This is a genomic window from Mesorhizobium sp. RCAM 05099 (genome assembly GCF_059683685.1).
In genome coordinates this window covers 42174-57316 of record NZ_CM185035.1, presented here as the reverse complement: position 1 = coordinate 57316, position 15143 = coordinate 42174, and the positions used below count along the sequence as shown (strand labels likewise).

General features: G+C 64.4%; 13 protein-coding genes and 1 pseudogene. 5 read left to right on the top strand and 9 right to left on the bottom strand.

Annotated elements, in window-relative coordinates:
• Positions 1 to 31 precede the first annotated feature (31 nt).
• Positions 32 to 427 (top strand): hypothetical protein, encoded by a 396-nt coding sequence (locus tag AC56QQ_RS00260; protein WP_497125090.1) that lies wholly within the window; start codon positions 32 to 34, stop codon positions 425 to 427.
• Here the strand turns inward: AC56QQ_RS00260 and AC56QQ_RS00255 are convergent.
• From AC56QQ_RS00255 to AC56QQ_RS00220, 8 genes and pseudogenes are all read right to left on the bottom strand, one after another.
• Positions 424 to 1515 carry an ABC transporter ATP-binding protein gene (locus tag AC56QQ_RS00255; protein WP_497125089.1) on the bottom strand — a complete coding sequence of 364 codons (1092 nt, stop codon included), beginning with the start codon at positions 1513 to 1515 and terminating at the stop codon, positions 424 to 426. The genes AC56QQ_RS00260 and AC56QQ_RS00255 overlap by 4 nt on opposite strands.
• Positions 1512 to 2312 carry an ABC transporter permease gene (locus AC56QQ_RS00250; protein ID WP_497125087.1) on the bottom strand — a complete coding sequence of 267 codons (801 nt, stop codon included), beginning with the start codon at positions 2310 to 2312 and terminating at the stop codon, positions 1512 to 1514. Before AC56QQ_RS00250 ends, AC56QQ_RS00255 begins: the two co-directional genes overlap by 4 nt.
• Positions 2312 to 3139 carry an ABC transporter permease gene (locus tag AC56QQ_RS00245; protein ID WP_497125086.1) on the bottom strand — a complete coding sequence of 276 codons (828 nt, stop codon included), beginning with the start codon at positions 3137 to 3139 and terminating at the stop codon, positions 2312 to 2314. The genes AC56QQ_RS00250 and AC56QQ_RS00245 overlap by 1 nt, the downstream gene beginning before the upstream one ends.
• Before the next feature lie 116 nt (positions 3140 to 3255).
• Positions 3256 to 4260, bottom strand: a complete 1005-nt coding sequence (locus tag AC56QQ_RS00240) for an ABC transporter substrate-binding protein (RefSeq protein ID WP_497125085.1) — start codon at positions 4258 to 4260, stop codon at positions 3256 to 3258.
• A 64-nt stretch (positions 4261 to 4324) separates the two neighbouring features.
• Positions 4325 to 5803: an aldehyde dehydrogenase gene (locus AC56QQ_RS00235; RefSeq protein ID WP_497125084.1), complete on the bottom strand. Its 1479-nt coding sequence runs from the start codon at positions 5801 to 5803 to the stop codon at positions 4325 to 4327.
• A gap of 10 nt (positions 5804 to 5813) precedes the next feature.
• Positions 5814 to 6851: pseudogene (locus AC56QQ_RS00230) on the bottom strand (LLM class flavin-dependent oxidoreductase); the annotation flags it as partial.
• Positions 6848 to 8632 (bottom strand): alpha/beta fold hydrolase, encoded by a 1785-nt coding sequence (locus AC56QQ_RS00225; RefSeq protein ID WP_497125083.1) that lies wholly within the window; start codon positions 8630 to 8632, stop codon positions 6848 to 6850. The gene AC56QQ_RS00225 and the pseudogene AC56QQ_RS00230, both read right to left, overlap by 4 nt.
• Complete coding sequence (locus tag AC56QQ_RS00220; protein ID WP_091580835.1) at positions 8625 to 9212, bottom strand: amino acid synthesis family protein; 588 nt, start codon at positions 9210 to 9212, stop codon at positions 8625 to 8627. Before AC56QQ_RS00220 ends, AC56QQ_RS00225 begins: the two co-directional genes overlap by 8 nt.
• A gap of 144 nt (positions 9213 to 9356) precedes the next feature.
• Between AC56QQ_RS00220 and AC56QQ_RS00215 the strand changes: the two genes are divergently transcribed.
• A complete protein-coding gene (locus AC56QQ_RS00215; RefSeq protein WP_489859077.1) occupies positions 9357 to 10028 on the top strand; it encodes a GntR family transcriptional regulator in 672 nt (223 codons plus the stop codon).
• Positions 10029 to 10123: 95 nt separating this feature from the next.
• Here AC56QQ_RS00215 and AC56QQ_RS00210 read toward each other — a convergent pair whose 3' ends face one another.
• Positions 10124 to 10798, bottom strand: coding sequence for a GntR family transcriptional regulator (locus AC56QQ_RS00210; RefSeq protein ID WP_497125082.1), 675 nt, complete (start codon positions 10796 to 10798; stop codon positions 10124 to 10126).
• Between the two features lie 373 nt (positions 10799 to 11171).
• Between AC56QQ_RS00210 and ssuD the strand changes: the two genes are divergently transcribed.
• From ssuD to sfnG, 3 genes are all read left to right on the top strand, one after another.
• Positions 11172 to 12344, top strand: coding sequence for an FMNH2-dependent alkanesulfonate monooxygenase (gene ssuD / locus AC56QQ_RS00205; RefSeq protein ID WP_497125081.1), 1173 nt, complete (start codon positions 11172 to 11174; stop codon positions 12342 to 12344).
• Positions 12345 to 12447: 103 nt separating this feature from the next.
• Positions 12448 to 13800, top strand: a complete 1353-nt coding sequence (locus AC56QQ_RS00200; RefSeq protein ID WP_497125080.1) for an FAD/NAD(P)-binding protein — start codon at positions 12448 to 12450, stop codon at positions 13798 to 13800.
• Between the two features lie 166 nt (positions 13801 to 13966).
• The gene (sfnG, locus tag AC56QQ_RS00195; protein ID WP_497125079.1) at positions 13967 to 15070 is read left to right on the top strand and encodes a dimethylsulfone monooxygenase SfnG; all 1104 of its coding nucleotides are present in this window, start codon (positions 13967 to 13969) and stop codon (positions 15068 to 15070) included.
• Positions 15071 to 15143: the final 73 nt, after the last annotated feature.

Sequence of the window (15143 nt, the reverse complement as noted above, 5' to 3'; positions counted from 1 at the left end):
GTCCGGCCTGTTCGATCCGAATGGCAATCCCTTGCCTGGGCGCGATATCGACTATCCGCGTGAGGATCAGGCGCTGCCGGTCACGCCGCACCTCGTCGAACTCATTCGCCAGGCAGCCGTCATCGCCCCGCGCATCGCCGGCGACCTCGACTATATCAGGGTCGATTTTCTGGTCACCGACGAGCGGTTGTTCGCCGGCGAAATTACCGTCTATTCGGCGGGCGGCTATGCCAAGTGGAGCAACCCGGCGATCATGGCGGATATCGAGCGGCTGTGGCGGCTCGATCAGTCGGACTACTTGCGGCGCCGCCACACCGGGCTCGCCCGGCTCTACGCCGACGCGCTTCGGGCAAAGTTCACGGGAGACGGCGATCCGGCGCCGGTTCATCCAGTCAAAAAACTGCCCCTGCAAAGCCTGCCGGGCTAGCTCGTTTGCAGGGCGGGAAACAGGAACGCGGCGGCTGGATCGAAAAATACCTGGCCGCTCTGCTGCGCGGTTTCGTCGTGGTCATTCGCCATGTCCGAAGGCGGCCTGACGTCGATCTCCTGACCGGCCGAGGTGCGCGCGACGACGCGCCGCCGCTCGCCGAAGAAGGCGGCATCGATGAACTCGACCGCAAGCCCGGCAGTGGCCGGGCCAGGTCTCAGCCGAAACGCTTCCGGCCGCACCATCAGCCTGGTTTTCTGGCCTTGGCCGAACTCTTGGGTGGCCTTGACGCCCGACACGATTGAGCCGTCCGCGAGGCGGATCGTCGCCGCGCCATCCGTGGTCTGGAGGTGCTCGGCCGGCAGGAAGTTCGAATTGCCGATGAAGCTGGCGACGAATTCGCTCGCCGGTCTCAGATAGAGGTCTTCGCCGGTACCGATCTGGGCGATGCGCCCGTCTCGAAACAGGGCGATGCGGTCCGATAGATGCAGGGCTTCGTCCTGATCGTGGGTGACGTAAAGGATCGTTACGCCGGTTTCGCGGTGGATGCGCCGTATCTCGGCCTGGATCTCCTCGCGCAGCTTCTTGTCGAGAGCCGACAGCGGCTCGTCCATCAAAAGGATCGGCGGATCGTAGGCAAGCGCCCGCGCAAGGGCGACGCGCTGCTGCTGTCCGCCCGACAGCGCGCCGGGATATCTGCCGCCGAAACCTTCCAGCCGCACCAGCGACAGCATCTCGGCGACTTTTCGATTCACCTCGGCGTCCGGCCGGCGCCGCACGCGCAGCGGAAAAGCGACGTTCTCGGCGACGGTGAGATGCTGGAACAGCGTATAGCGTTGGAACACCATGCCGATATTGCGCTTGTGCGACGGCACCGAAAGCAGCGACCTGCCCTCGAGAAGAACGTCGCCGGATGTCGGGTCCTGGAAACCGGCGATGGCGTAGAGCGTCGTCGACTTGCCCGAGCCCGAGGGGCCGAGGAAGGTCAGGAATTCCCCCTTGGGTATGTCGATGGTGACATCGTGCACGGCAACGAAGCTGCCGAACGTCTTGCGCAGATTGCGGATGGAGAGGAACGGTTCGGTCATGTCGACAATTTCCGCCGGATCAGTGCTGTCACGATCATCAGGCTCAGGGTGAGCAGGACGAGAAGGCTGGAAGCGGCGGCGATGACCGGGCTCAGATCCTGGCGCAGGCTGCCCCAGATCTTGACCGGCAAGGTCTGCAAGGTCGGGCTGGCCATGAAGATGGCGACCACGACCTCGTCCCAGGATGCGAGAAAGGCAAAGATCGCCGCCGAGAAGATTCCGATCTTGATGGACGGCAAGGTAACCCGCAGCTTCGCCTCGAACGGGCTGGCGCCGCAGACGATCGCGGCGTCCTCGATGGACTTGTCGAAACCTTCGAGCGCCGCGCTGATGGGAATGATGGCAAAGGGGAGCGCGAGCACCGTGTGGGCGATGACGAAGCCGGCCGTTGTGCCGCCAAGCCCGATCCGCAGGAAGAAGGCGTAGATGGCGATGGCGAAGACGACCACCGGCAGGACCATCGGCGTCAGCAGAAGGCCGCGCACGGCATCGCGTCCGCGAAATTTTCCCCGGACCAGGGCGAAGGAAGCCATAAGTCCAATGACCACGGCGAGAACCGTCGCCATCGAGGCAATACGCGCGCTGGTCAGTGCCGCTTCGAGCCAGGCCGGTTCGGCGAAAAGCTCCTCATACCATTTCAGCGTCCAGCCTGGCGGCGGAAAGGCCAGCCACCGGGACGATCCGAAGGACAGGAGCACAATGAAGACCACCGGCAGCAGCAGGAAAGCGGCGACAAGGCCAGTGAAGGCAAGAAGGGCTCCGCGCAGCCGGCCCAGCCGGTCGTAGTCGAGCAGCATCAGACGCCTCCCGTCACGCGTTGGGTGCCGACGAGCCGCAGTTGCAGCGCGTAGAGCGCCATGGTCACCACAAGCAGGATGAAGGCGGCGGCGCTTCCCAGCCCCCAGTTGAGCAGCGACTGGATCATCTGGGCGATCATCCCGGCGAGCATCATGTTGGAGGTCCCGCCGAGCAGCGTCGGCGTCACGAAATAGCCGAGCGACATGACGAAAACCATCAGCCCGCCGGCGGCTATTCCCGGCAGCGACAAGGGCAGCAATATCCGGCGAAAGGCATCGAGTGGGCTCGCGCCGCACAGGGCGGCGGCGCGCAGCGTCATCGGGTCGATGGCGTGCAGGGTTCCGATCAGCGGCAGGATCATGAAGGGAAGCATGATGTAGACCATGCCGATGGTGACGCCGGTAAGGTTGTTGATGAGAGGCAGCGGTTCGCTGATCAGGCCGATATCCATCAATGTCCTGTTGATGACACCGGTGCGCTGAAGCAGCACCATCCAGGCATAGGTTCGGGTGAGCAGATTGGTCCACATCGACAGGATGATGATACCGAAGACAATCGAGCCGAGGGCGGGCGGCATGATCGCCAGCGTCCAGGCAACCGGAAATGCCACCATGACGGTGACGGCGGTGACGATGGAGGCGACCAGGAAGGTGTTGAAGAACACCCGCGCATAGGTGCCGTCGCCGAACAGGATGGCATAATTCTGCAGGCCGGGCGTGGGCTCGGTGACGCTGCGCAGCAGCAGCGCCACCACCGGAACCACGAAGAACAGGGTTACAAGGATCAGCGCCGGCAAGGCACCGCCGAGGCCGCGTCGTGTTCGCATGACGGGCTTTCGCAAGACTGGCGGTCGATGAAGCAAATTGCCCGACATGGTGATGATCCCGGCACATCAGGCGGAACGCCTTGCGGCGTCCCGCCGGTTCACGGTGAGGTCGGCGGCTACTTGGCCTGCCAGGCGTACCAGCGCTGGGCGATCGTGTCGCGGTTTTGAGCCCAGTAGTTCATGTCGAGATTGATCTGGCCGTCGACGAAGGCGTCCGGCAGCGACTTGACGACATCGGCCGGCATCTCGGCCTTGGCTGCCGTGTTCACGGGTGCATAGCCGCTTGCCTCGGCAAACATCGCCTGGCCTTTCGGGCTCGTCGCCGAGGCCAGGAATTTCATCGCGCTTGCCTTGTTCTTCGAACCCTTTGGAATGACGAGAACGTCGGCGGCGGTCATGTTCTGGTTCCAGGATGCGCCGACGTCGGCGCCGTCCTGCTTGAGGGCGAAGACGCGCCCGTTCCAGAGCTGCCCGAAGGCCGCTTCACCGGAAGCGATCAGTTGCTGCGATTGGGCGCCGCTGTCCCACCAGACGATTTCCGACTTGATCGTGTCGAGCTTCTTGAAAGCCCGGTCGAGGTCGAGCGGGTAAAGCTTGTCGGCCGGCACGCCATCGGCCAGAAGCGCGATCTCGATGACGCCCGGCGCCGACCATTTGTAGAAGGTGCGCTTGCCGGGAAATTTCTTCAGGTCGAACATGTCGGCCCATCCTGTTGGTTCGCCCGACACGGCCCCCTTGTTCCAGGCCAGGACGAAGGAATAGTAGAAACTGCCGACGGCATGGTCGGTGGTGAAACGCGGATCGAGATCGGCTTTCGGCACGACGGTGAAATCGATCGGCTCCAGCAGGCCGTCCTTGGCCGCCTTGATGGCGAAATCCATTTCGACGTCGACGACGTCCCAGGCGACGCTGCCGCCTTCCACCATGGCCTTCAGCTTGCCGTAGTCGGTCGGACCGTCCTGCAAGACCTTGACGCCGGAACTCGCTTCGAACGGCGCGGCCCAGGATTTGGTCTGCGCCTCCTGGGTGGTCCCACCCCAGCTGGTGAACACCATTTCGTCGGCGTGTGCGGCGGTGGCCGCCAGAAGCCCGGCCAGGATGCCGGTCAAAATCAGTTTCATGTCATTCTCCTCTGTTGGTTGTTTGGTTTCTTGTTGTTGTGGAATTGCGCGGCGGCGCTGCCCTTCATCGCATGACGAACGGATCGGGGATCGGCTCGTCCGATGTCCGTATCCAGACCGATTTCGAGCGCGTGTAGTCGCGGATCGCATCGAGCCCGCCCTCGCGGCCGAGCCCGGACATCCCGTAGCCGCCGAACGGCACAAGCGGCGAGACGGCGCGGTAGGTATTGACCCAGACGACGCCGGCATGAATGCCGCGCGCCATGCGGTGCGCCATGCCGAGATTGGTGGTGAACACGCCCGAGGCGAGGCCGAACAGCGTGTCGTTGGCAAGCGCCAGCGCTTCGGCCTCGGTGTCGAAAGCGAGCACGCTGAGCACGGGGCCGAACAGCTCCTCGCGCACGCAGGGCAACCCGGCATTGTCCTGGGCATCGATGATGGTTGGTGCGTAATAGAACCCGTCGGCGTGACCGGCGGGTCTTTCACCGCCGGTGATCAGCCTTCCCCCGTTGGCAAGGCTTGCCGCAACGATCTTCTCGATCCATTCCCGCTGGCGCGCCGTCGCCAGCGGCCCCATCTCGGTGGCCGGATCTTGCGGATTTCCGATCCTGATGGCCTCGGCCTTGCGCTTGAGCCGTGCGAGGAATTCGTCCTTGATCGAGCGCTCGACAATGAGCCGCGAACCGGCGACGCAGCTCTGGCCGGTGGCGGCGAATATACCGGCGACGACCGCGTTGGCAGCACTGTCCAGATCGGCATCGGCAAACACCACGACCGGGCTTTTGCCACCAAGCTCGAGCGTCGTATAGGCAAGGTTTTCCGCTGTGTTGCTGATGATCTGCCGGGCGGTTCCTGGACCACCAGTGAAGGCGACGCGGGCGACGAGCGGATGGCTGGTCAGGCGGCGGCCGCAATCGTGTCCGAACCCGGTCAGGATGTTCACGGTCCCAGCGGGGAAGCCGGCCTCATGGACGAGTTCAGCGAAGGCCAGCAGCGGGGCGGGGCCGTCCTCCGAGGCTTTGAGAACGACGGTGCAGCCCGCCGCCAGTGCCGGACCGAGTTTGACGGCGGACAGGAAGAGTTGCGAATTCCATGGCACCACCGCCGCGACGACGCCGATCGGCTCGGGCCGGATCGTCACTTCCATATCAGTCTTGTCGATGGGGACAAACGAGCCTTCGTGCTTGTCGGCGAGCCCGCCATAATAGCGGTAGTAGTCGCCGACATAGGCGATCTGGGCGCGGGTCTCGCGAATGATCTTGCCTGTGTCGCGCGTCTCGAGTTCCGCCAGCCGATCGGCATTGGCGACGACGAGGTCGCCGAGGCGCACCAGCAGCTTGCCGCGCGCCGTCGCCGTCAGCGAAGCCCAGGCGGCTGAGTGCAGTGTCCGGTGCGCCGCCGCGACGGCGCGGTCGACATCGGCTTCCGTCGCGGCCGGCATCGTCGCCCAGGACATTCCTGTCGACGGATCGATGCTTTCGAAGGTGACCGTTGGCGCGTCGAATGCTCCGTCGATGAAGTTCTTGAAGGCCACGAGGGTCATTGCGACCCCCGTCACGGAAGGCCGGCATCACCTTGTCGACGAAGAGTTTCAGCGATTTCTTCTTGCGCTCGTGCGGCAGGCCGCTGTCGATCCAGATCGAGTACTGGTCGTAGCCGAGCGCCTCGTATGCTTTCAGCCGGGTGATCACCTCTTCGGCTTCGCCGATCACGAGGTTCTGGCGGATCTTGTCCGGCGCGTATTGCGGCATGGCCGCGATCTCGTCGTCGGTGAGTGCTTCCAATATGCCTTGGCGAACGGGTTTCTTGTTCTGGAACCAGGCGCCGAACTGGCAGTAGAACAGGGACAGGTCCCGCGTCAGTTGCTCGGCATCGGCAGCGTCCTCGGCAACGAATGTATGCATCAGCAGCATGATGTCGGGGCGCGCCATGTCCGGGTGCGCGGCGCACGCCGCATTGAAGCGCTCCATCAGGCTGGTGACCTCGCCATCGCCGGAGGCGAGCGGCGTCACCTGGACATGGCAGCCATTGGCAACGGCGAAGTCATGCGAGTTCGGGTCGCGCGCCGCCACCCAGATCGGCGGGTGCGGTTCCTGCACCGGCTTGGGCGAGGAGGTGGTTGAGGGAAACGTCCAGAACTGCCCGGACAGTTCGAAGTCACCTTTCCACAGGCCCTTGATGGCGGGAATGATCTCGCGCATGCGCTGGCCAGCGCCCCAGGCATCGAGCCCCGGGAAAAGTCTTTCATATTCGTAGCTGTAGGCGCCGCGCGCGATGCCGATGTCGAGCCGGCCTCGCGTCGCGAGGTCGGCCATGGCCGCCTCGCCGGCGAGTTTGATCGGATGCCAGAACGGCGCGATGACCGTCCCCGTGCCGAGCCGGATGCGCTTCGTCCTGGCGCCGAGATAGGCGATGTTGATGAACGGATTCGGCGAGATGGTGAATTCCATGCCGTGATGCTCGCCGATCCAGGCGGTCTCGAAACCGGCCTCCTCGGCCATCAAGACGAGCTCCTCGAGCTCGTCGATAAGCTCGGCGTGCGGCTTTGCCAGGTCCGAGCGTTCCATATGGACGAACAGCGAGAACTTCATGCTTGTCTACCCCGAATTGCAGGCTGCGCGGCCGGCCTTGCCAAAGGCTGGACCTCGCCTTCGATCTCGTTGCCGACATAGACCCCGAAAGCGTCTTCCATGCGTTCGCGGGCATAGCGGGCAAGCATCGACCGTACCGCCGGATCGGCGATCCTGAGCTGCGCGATGCGATCGATGTCGACGAGCCGGACCTGGCTGTTGCCGGAAGCGGGCGCATCGACCGAGCCGCGGTAATAGACATGCGTGCGCGACGGCGTCGCCGTGTCGTCCCAGACGGCGAACAGGAACCCGAGCTGGGCGTTGACCGCCGAGGCGGCGAGACGGCCCTTGAGGCTTTTGGCGTCGCTCGCGGTACCCAGGCCGCGGCCGGCCGGCAATTGGTGAAAACCATCGGCGGTTTCGAAGAACAGCACGCGGCCTTCGTCTTCCAGTATGGCACCGACCTCCATGTCTGGCGGCGCTGCCGCCAGCGCCTCCTGGCTGAGGCCGGGAGCAACGTAGGCACCCCGGCAGTAGCCCAGAGGCTGGGTGCCATTGTGGGAAAAGTCGCGGACGCGGCCGATGAGGATCGAATGGTCGCCGGCGTCGACCAGCTGGTCGAGGTCGCAGTCGAAGGCCGCGACCGAGCCGTCGAGCAGCGGGCTGCCGGTCCGGCCGGCGCGCCATTCGACAGCCGAGAACTTGTCCGACGCTTTCGACGCGAAAACGCCGGAGGCGGCCTTCTGTCCCTCCGAAAGGACGTTGATGGCAAAACCCTTCGCGGTCGAAAACACGGGGTGACCCATCGCCTTCTTGGCGATGCAGACCAGCACGAGCGGCGGATCGAGCGACACCGAAGTGAACGAGTTCGCCGTGAAGCCGCGTGGCTCTCCTTCCGCTCCGATCGTCGTGACGATGGTCACGCCGGTCAGGAACGAGCCAAGCGCCCGCCTGAATTCGCCAGCGTCGAAGGCGGGCAGGATGCCGGCGCCACCGTCCACGCTTTCTAGAAAAGCGGTTATCAGCCGTGTGACCTTTTCCGGGGAAGCGACGGCCATCATATGCCGCTCGCCTTCCAGGACCTCGCACTGGCCGCGCGGCGCGAGACGGGCCATCGCCGCCGACATCGCCGGCGAGGAGTTCCTGTCCTCGGCGCCGGTCATGAACAGTGCCGGCATGGCAAGGCCGGGAAGACGATCGACATGCGCCGCATCCGCATGGGCGAAGAGCCGATAGGTGCGCGCATAGCCTTCCGGGTCGACGCTTTCCAATGCCGCGCGTGTCGTCCTCGCGGCCCCGGCCAGCTCGTCGGGAACCGGGTCGCCGAACCAGCGTGCGATCGTCGCGTCCGTTCCCGACAGGTTGCCCGCGCCATTCAATTCGGCGGCGCGCCCGCGCACGGCCTCGGCAAGGTCCGCCGGGCGGCGGAAGACCGCGTTGAGTGAGATGACGCCGCGCACCCGTTCGGGCGCGTTGAGAGCGATCTCCTGTCCGACCAGCGAACCCATCGAATGACCGACGATCGAGACGGCGCCAATGGCCAGATGATCGAGAAGCCTGATTGCCTGCGCGGCATAGTCGGCAAGGTCGGCATTCGCTGGCGGCAGCGGTGACTGGCCATGCCCCAGCATGTCGATGGCGATGACATCCCATCGGTCGCTCATCCGCGCGATCTGCGGCTCCCAGATCGCGGCGTTCATGCCGACACCGTGGATGAGCAGGACCGGCGTGCCCGAACCGGCCCGGATGAAGCTGGTGCCGTCAGGCGCCGTTGCGCGATGCCAGGCCGAGGATTCAGCCATGGAGATCTCCGACTTCCTTGAGATCCTGATAGCGGTCGCCGATGCGATGATGCGGGCGGCCGCCGATCGAGGCGCCGAGAGCCACCACCAGCTCGTCGGGCGCGGGCGCGTCGCCGATCTGGAAATGCACCGTCAGGTAATGCGAGCGTCGGCCTTCGTCGTTCTTGTCCATCAGCGGGATCATGATCGGCGTGTTCGGCCCGCCGCGCAGGTTGGTGAACGCGAGATAGGTTTTGGCGCCGACGGCACGGCGATAGTGATTGCCGAAATGCAGCGTGTGGATGAGCGCCGAAGCGTGCTCGATCTCGCCTGCCGTGCCGCAAATGGCGGCCTTGCCGTAGCCCTCGATGGCTTCACCGGATCCCGCGACCGCGAGAATTTCACGGGTCAGCATCTCCCCCAGGACTGGCGCATAGGCACGGATATGGGGGGAAAGATCTTCGGTGAACCCGCGCCCGGCCCACGGATTGTCGAGCACCGCCGCGACGCCGATCAGGCGCAGCGGCCGGGGGGCCGCCTTGCCGCCTTCGATCAGGGTATTCTCGACATGGGTGACGATTTTTCGGATGGCCGGCTTCATGGAATCCTCAGGGCTCGACCGGGCCGAGGTCCAGATAAGGTCCTCTTTCTGCCGATCATCTTATGGTATACCATACTATTGAAGACCAAAACCCTTGTCAACGGATCGCCGAATCTGTTCTTTGAGTGGCTGGAGGTACGTGAATTGGCCGACGACACGCTCAGGATCGAACGGTCCACCAAGACGCTCAGAACGCTGGCGCTCGAACGCATGCGCGAAGCGATCATGGAGTTCCACTTCCAGCCCGGCGAAAGGCTGGTCGAGCGACCGCTTTGCGACCAGTTGGGGGTCAGCCGCTCGGTTGTGCGCGAGGTTCTGCGGCAGCTGGAGACGGAAGGCCTCGTCCAGATGATACCGGGTCATGGACCCGCCGTGGCCCGGCCCGATCTCAGCCGCACCGACGAGATTTATGAGTTGCGCGCGCTGATGGAAGGCATCGCGGCGCGTGCCGCCGCCCTGACGGCGACGGATGATCAGATCGCGGACCTCGAGCGGTCGCTGCAAAACCTGCTTGAGGCGTGGGCGTCGGCGAAACCGATCGAAGTGATGCGGGCGACGACGAAGTTCTACGAAGTGCTTTTCGATGCCGCCGACAAGCGCATCGCCTGGGAGATCGTCCAGGGCCTGAACGTCCGCATCAACCACCTGCGTTCCATGACGATCGCTTCGGAGAACCGTCGCGAAGCCGCGATCGCCGAAATGACCGTCATCATGAACGCCATCAAGTCGCATCGCGGCGATGACGCCGAAGCAGCCGCCCGGCGACATGTGGAGCAGGCCTGGCGAATTGCGAAAGAGAAGCTTCGCGACAGCTGAAGGCGGTTGCCGGGTGTAATCATCTCGACCCAGCCGACCTGACGGCGGCCTCGTCGACCTCCAGCGGGCGGCCGCGCGGAATGCGAGCGCGGCTGTCAGCCGAGGAGATCGGCGGCGACCTCGAGTGTGTTGCGCAACGACGTTTCGAGATGGCGTTCCATCGCTTGCGCGGCACCCTCGGCGTCGTGGCGCTTGAGCGCGTCGAGAATGGCCTGATGCTGCTCGATCGTCTGTTCGCCATAACCGGGCTTGGGAATGGCGAGATAGCGGCCGCGATCCATCTGCGCCTTGGAAATGTCTACGGCTCGCCAGATCATCGGCAGGCCACAGATCTCGGCGATGGTGCGATGAAAGATGTCGTCGAGCTGTATCGCGGTGGCATATCTGCCCCGCGATATCGCAAGCCGATGCGCCGCCATGTTGTCTTCCAGCAGCGCGCTGGCGGCCGGCGTGAACCTGGCGGCCGCGCGTCTGGCGCTTTCCATCTCCAGGGCCCGCCGGATGACATAGGCTTCTTCCAGATCGGCCCGGCTGATCGGCGCGACATAGGTGCCGGTCTGCGCCAGGATCTTGACCAGGCCCTCATCGCTGATGCGCTTGACCGCTTCGCGCACGGGGGTGCGCGAGACGCCGAGCGCTTCAGCGATAGCTATCTCGTTGATCACTTCCCCCGGCTTCATCTGCCCGACGACGATCAAGTTGCGGATCTGGTGATAGATCTGGTCGCGCAGCGGATGAGCCCGATTGAGCGTCGAAGGATCCAGGTCCATGGGAAATCCGCGTCTTCGTTCACCAGAAATGGTCGGGTTATATTGGAATGCAATCCGGAAAGCACCTGAGCGGGGCCGTGACCGGCGTCGCCCATCGGCACGGCGTCCGGAAAGCTCGGCGAGCGCCGTGTTAGGCGCGCTGGTCGCCTGAGCAACGCCTGGCAGCCGATGAGTTTCGATCGGGCGGAGAGAATTTCCAATTATGCCGCTGGATTTAGAATAGACTAACTCTACAGATTTTATAGAATAAGCAATCTGCTCTGGCAATCTGGTTTTCTCCTGAACAGGACCACGCCATGCCTACCTTTGTTCGCCCGCCCTCAATCCCGTCAGACATAACCAGCCACCGCCATCAAACGACGGGAGGCAAGCCATGAACCGCGACATTCCGAACCGCATCAAGGTTCTCTGGTTTCTGCCGACGCATGGCGACAGCCGCTATCTCGGCACCGCCGAGGGCGGCAGATCGGTCGATCTGCCCTACCTGACGCAAGTGGCGAAGGCCGCCGACACGCTCGGCTACTATGGCGTGCTCTTGCCGACCGGCCGGTCGTGCGAGGATTCCTGGGTGATCGCATCGGCGCTGGCGCCGCTGACCGAACGGCTGCGCTTCCTTGTCGCCGTCCGGCCAGGCCTGCAGTCGCCAACGCTGGCCGCGCGCATGACGGCGACGCTCGACCGCATCTCCAACGGGCGCCTGCTGATCAATGTGGTGACCGGCGGCGATCCGCTCGAGAACAAGGGCGACGGCATCTTCCTGTCGCATGCCGAGCGCTACGAGGTGACGCAGGAATTCCTGCAAATCTACAAGCGCTTGCTGCGTGGCGAGACGGTCGAGCACGAAGGCAAGCATTTCCGTATCGAAGACGGCCGGCTGCTGTTTCCGCCGGTGCAAACGCCATACCCGCCGCTCTATTTCGGCGGCTCGTCCGAAGCCGGATCCGTGGTGGCGGCGCAAGAGATAGACAAATACCTGACCTGGGGCGAGCCTCCGGCCGATGTCGAGCGCAAGCTGGACAGCGTGCGCGCGTTGGCCGAGAAGGCCGGCCGCAAGCTCTCCTTCGGCATTCGCCTGCATGTCATCGCGCGTGAAACGACCGAGGAGGCCTGGGCCGCGGCGGACAGCCTGATCAGCCGGCTCGATGATGCGACGATCGCCTCGGCGCAGAAGGTCTTTGCCCGCATGGATTCGGTCGGCCAGGCGCGGATGAGCGCGTTGCATGGCGGCAACCGCGCCAAGCTCGAGATCGCGCCCAATTTGTGGGCCGGGGTCGGCCTGGTGCGCGGCGGCGCCGGGACGGCACTCGTCGGTGATCCCGACACGATCGCCGAGCGCATCGACGAATACCGGCGCCTCGGCATCGACACCTTCATCCTGTCGGGCTACCCGCACCTGGAAGAAGCCTATCGTTTCGGTGAGCTGGTGCTGCCGAAACTGCCGACCGATCATCCGGTGAAAGCCACCGGCTCGTCCGTCAACACCGGCCCGTTCGGCGAGACCATCGCCGGCGACCATCGGCCGAAGTCGCTCGCCAGCGCCTCATGAACGCGCTTCTTCCGGGCCGCCGGTTGCGCGTCGCCATAATTGGCGGCGGCTTTTCCGGCGCGGCGGTGGCCTGGCACCGGCGTGGACACATCGGCCGGCACACATGTCGATTTCCGTGATCGAGCCGCGAGCGGTGCTTGGCGGCGGCCTTGCCTATTCCAGCGAAGAGCCGTCGCACCGGGTCAATGTACCGGCGATCAGAATGAGCATGGCTCCGGATGATCCGCAGCACTTTGCCCGCTGGTTGGCTGGCAGTGGGGAACTCGAGCGCGACCCCGACGCCATCTGGAAGAATGGCGACGCCTATCCGCGGCGGCGCGTGTTCGGCCGCTACGTCGCCGAGCACCTGGCGCCCTATCTCGACTCGGGCGTGATCCGTCACGTCGAAGGCCGCGCCACGCGCGTGATACATGACCCCAAAGGCGCGGGCTGGACCGTACACACCTCCGCCGGGCCGGTCGCCGCTGACGTGGTCATTCTGGCGGCGACGCATCCACTGCCCGAAATTCCCGCCGCGCTGACCTCGCTGGCGGAAGCGCCGGGGTTCGTCGCCGACCCATATGCCTCGGGCGGGCTTGCCGCGATCGGGCCGGATGCTTCGGTGCTGATCGTTGGTTCCGGGCTGACCTCGGCCGACATGGTTGCCGAACTTGATCGCCGCGGCCATCGCGGCCGCATCATGGCGCTGTCTCGTCGCGGCCTGCGCTCGCGCGGCCATCCGGATGTGAGGAGCGAGCCCTTCGGCGACTTTGCCTCGGCACCGGCGGCAACCGCCCTCGGCTTGCTTGAGAATGTTCGCGCGACGCTGGCGGCGGCGCGTGCCGCCAATGTCAACTGGCAGTCCGTGTTCGACCAGTTGCGCTTGCAGGGGCCGGTGCTGTGGGCCGCGCTTGCCCCGCGGGAGCGGGCAAGGCTGGTCCGCCAGCTGCGCGTGTTCTGGGACGTGCATCGCTTCAGGATCGCACCGCAGGTCGCGGCCGTGCTCGATCGCCGGGCCGCCACCGGCACATTCGAAAACATCGCGGCCAGGCTTGTCGCGTCGAACCATGAGGACGACGGCCTTGCGGTCAGCTTTCGGCAGCGCGGGCAGACGCGGATCCAGACGGCACGCTTCGATGCGGTCATCAACACCACGGGTCCGGCACATGGGCGGGCGCTTCAGCTCAATCCGGCATTGCGCTCGCTGGCTGAAGCCGGGCTGATCAGGGCCGACCAGTACGGTCTGGGTATCGAGACGGGTCTCGACAGCCGCGCCGTCGGCAGGGATGGCAGGGCGGTCGCCACACTCTTCATCACCGGTCCGCTGGCGCGGGGGACTTTCGGTGAACTCATGGGCTTGCCGGAAGTCGCCCGCCATGCCCAGGCGGTTGCAGCCGTGGTTGCAAAACTGCTCGACACGCGTCCGTCACCCGAGGCCGTCGGAGCCAAGGCTTCTCACGCACCGGTCGAGAGCTGACAACCGCAGGCGGGCGCGGCCGGTCAAAATTGGTATTTTCGTCCTGCGAAGGCCCCCAAAAATAGAAAATCCTTCTTTGTATATATATTCTATAAACATAATAAATATTGGGAAATCCGGCTACGGTCGGATCGAGCAACGAGACGGCCTGAATGGGAGAAAGTTCATGGCGCACGCAGGAACCGACACGATCAAATTCGCCTACTGGGTGCCGAATGTCTCTGGTGGCCTGGTGATCTCCAACATCGAGCAGCGCACCAACCATTCGGCGCAGTACAACCGAAAGCTGGCGCAAATCGCCGAGAAGGCTGGCTTCGACTATGCGCTCAGCCAGATACGCTTCACCGCTGGCTATGGTGCCGACGAACAGCATGAATCGGTGGCGTTCAGCCATGATCTGCTGGCTGCGACCACCACGCTCAAGGTCATCGCGGCGATCCTGCCCGGACCGTGGAATCCGGCGCTGGCGGCAAAGCAGATCGCCACCATCAGCTACCTGACCAACGGCCGTGTCGCGGTCAATATCGTTTCCGGTTGGTTCCGTGGCGAGTTCCACGCCATCGGCGAACACTGGCTCGACCATGACGAGCGCTACCGGCGCTCGGAGGAATTCATCCGTGCGCTGCGCGGAATATGGACTGAAGACAGCTTCACCTTCCGCGGCGATTTCTACCGCTTCAACGACTATTCGCTGAAGCCGAAACCGCCGCAGCCGTTGCCCGAAATCTTCCAGGGCGGTTCGTCACGCGCCGCGCGCGACATGGCATCGCGGGTCTCAGACTGGTACTTCACCAATGGCAACACGCCGGCCGAGATCGCCAGACAGGTGGACGACATCCAGGCCAAGGCGAAGGCCAGCAACCATTCCGTCAAGGTCGGCGTCAATGCCTTCGCCATTGTCCGCGAGACCGAGGACGAGGCAAAGGCGGTTCTTGCCGAAATCATCGCCAAGGCCAATCCCGAGGCGGTCAACGCCTTTGGCCACGAGGTCAAGAATGCCGGCAAGGCCTCGCCGGAAGGCGAGGGCAACTGGGCGAAGTCGTCCTTCGACGATCTGGTCCAGTACAATGACGGCTTCCGCTCGAACCTGATCGGCACGCCCAGGCAAGTCGCCGAGCGCATCGTCGATCTGAAGCGCGCCGGCGCCGATCTCATCCTGCTCGGCTTCCTGCATTTCCAGGAAGAGGTCGACTATTTCGGCAAGCATGTCATCCCGCTCGTGCGCGAGCTGGAAAGCGCCGAGGCGGCAGCATCGCTGGCGGCAGAGTAGCCACCGCAAAGTCTGGCCGGACAGGCTCCGGCCAGCACGAATGAAGGTTCCCGGGCGCGCTCGATCCATCGAG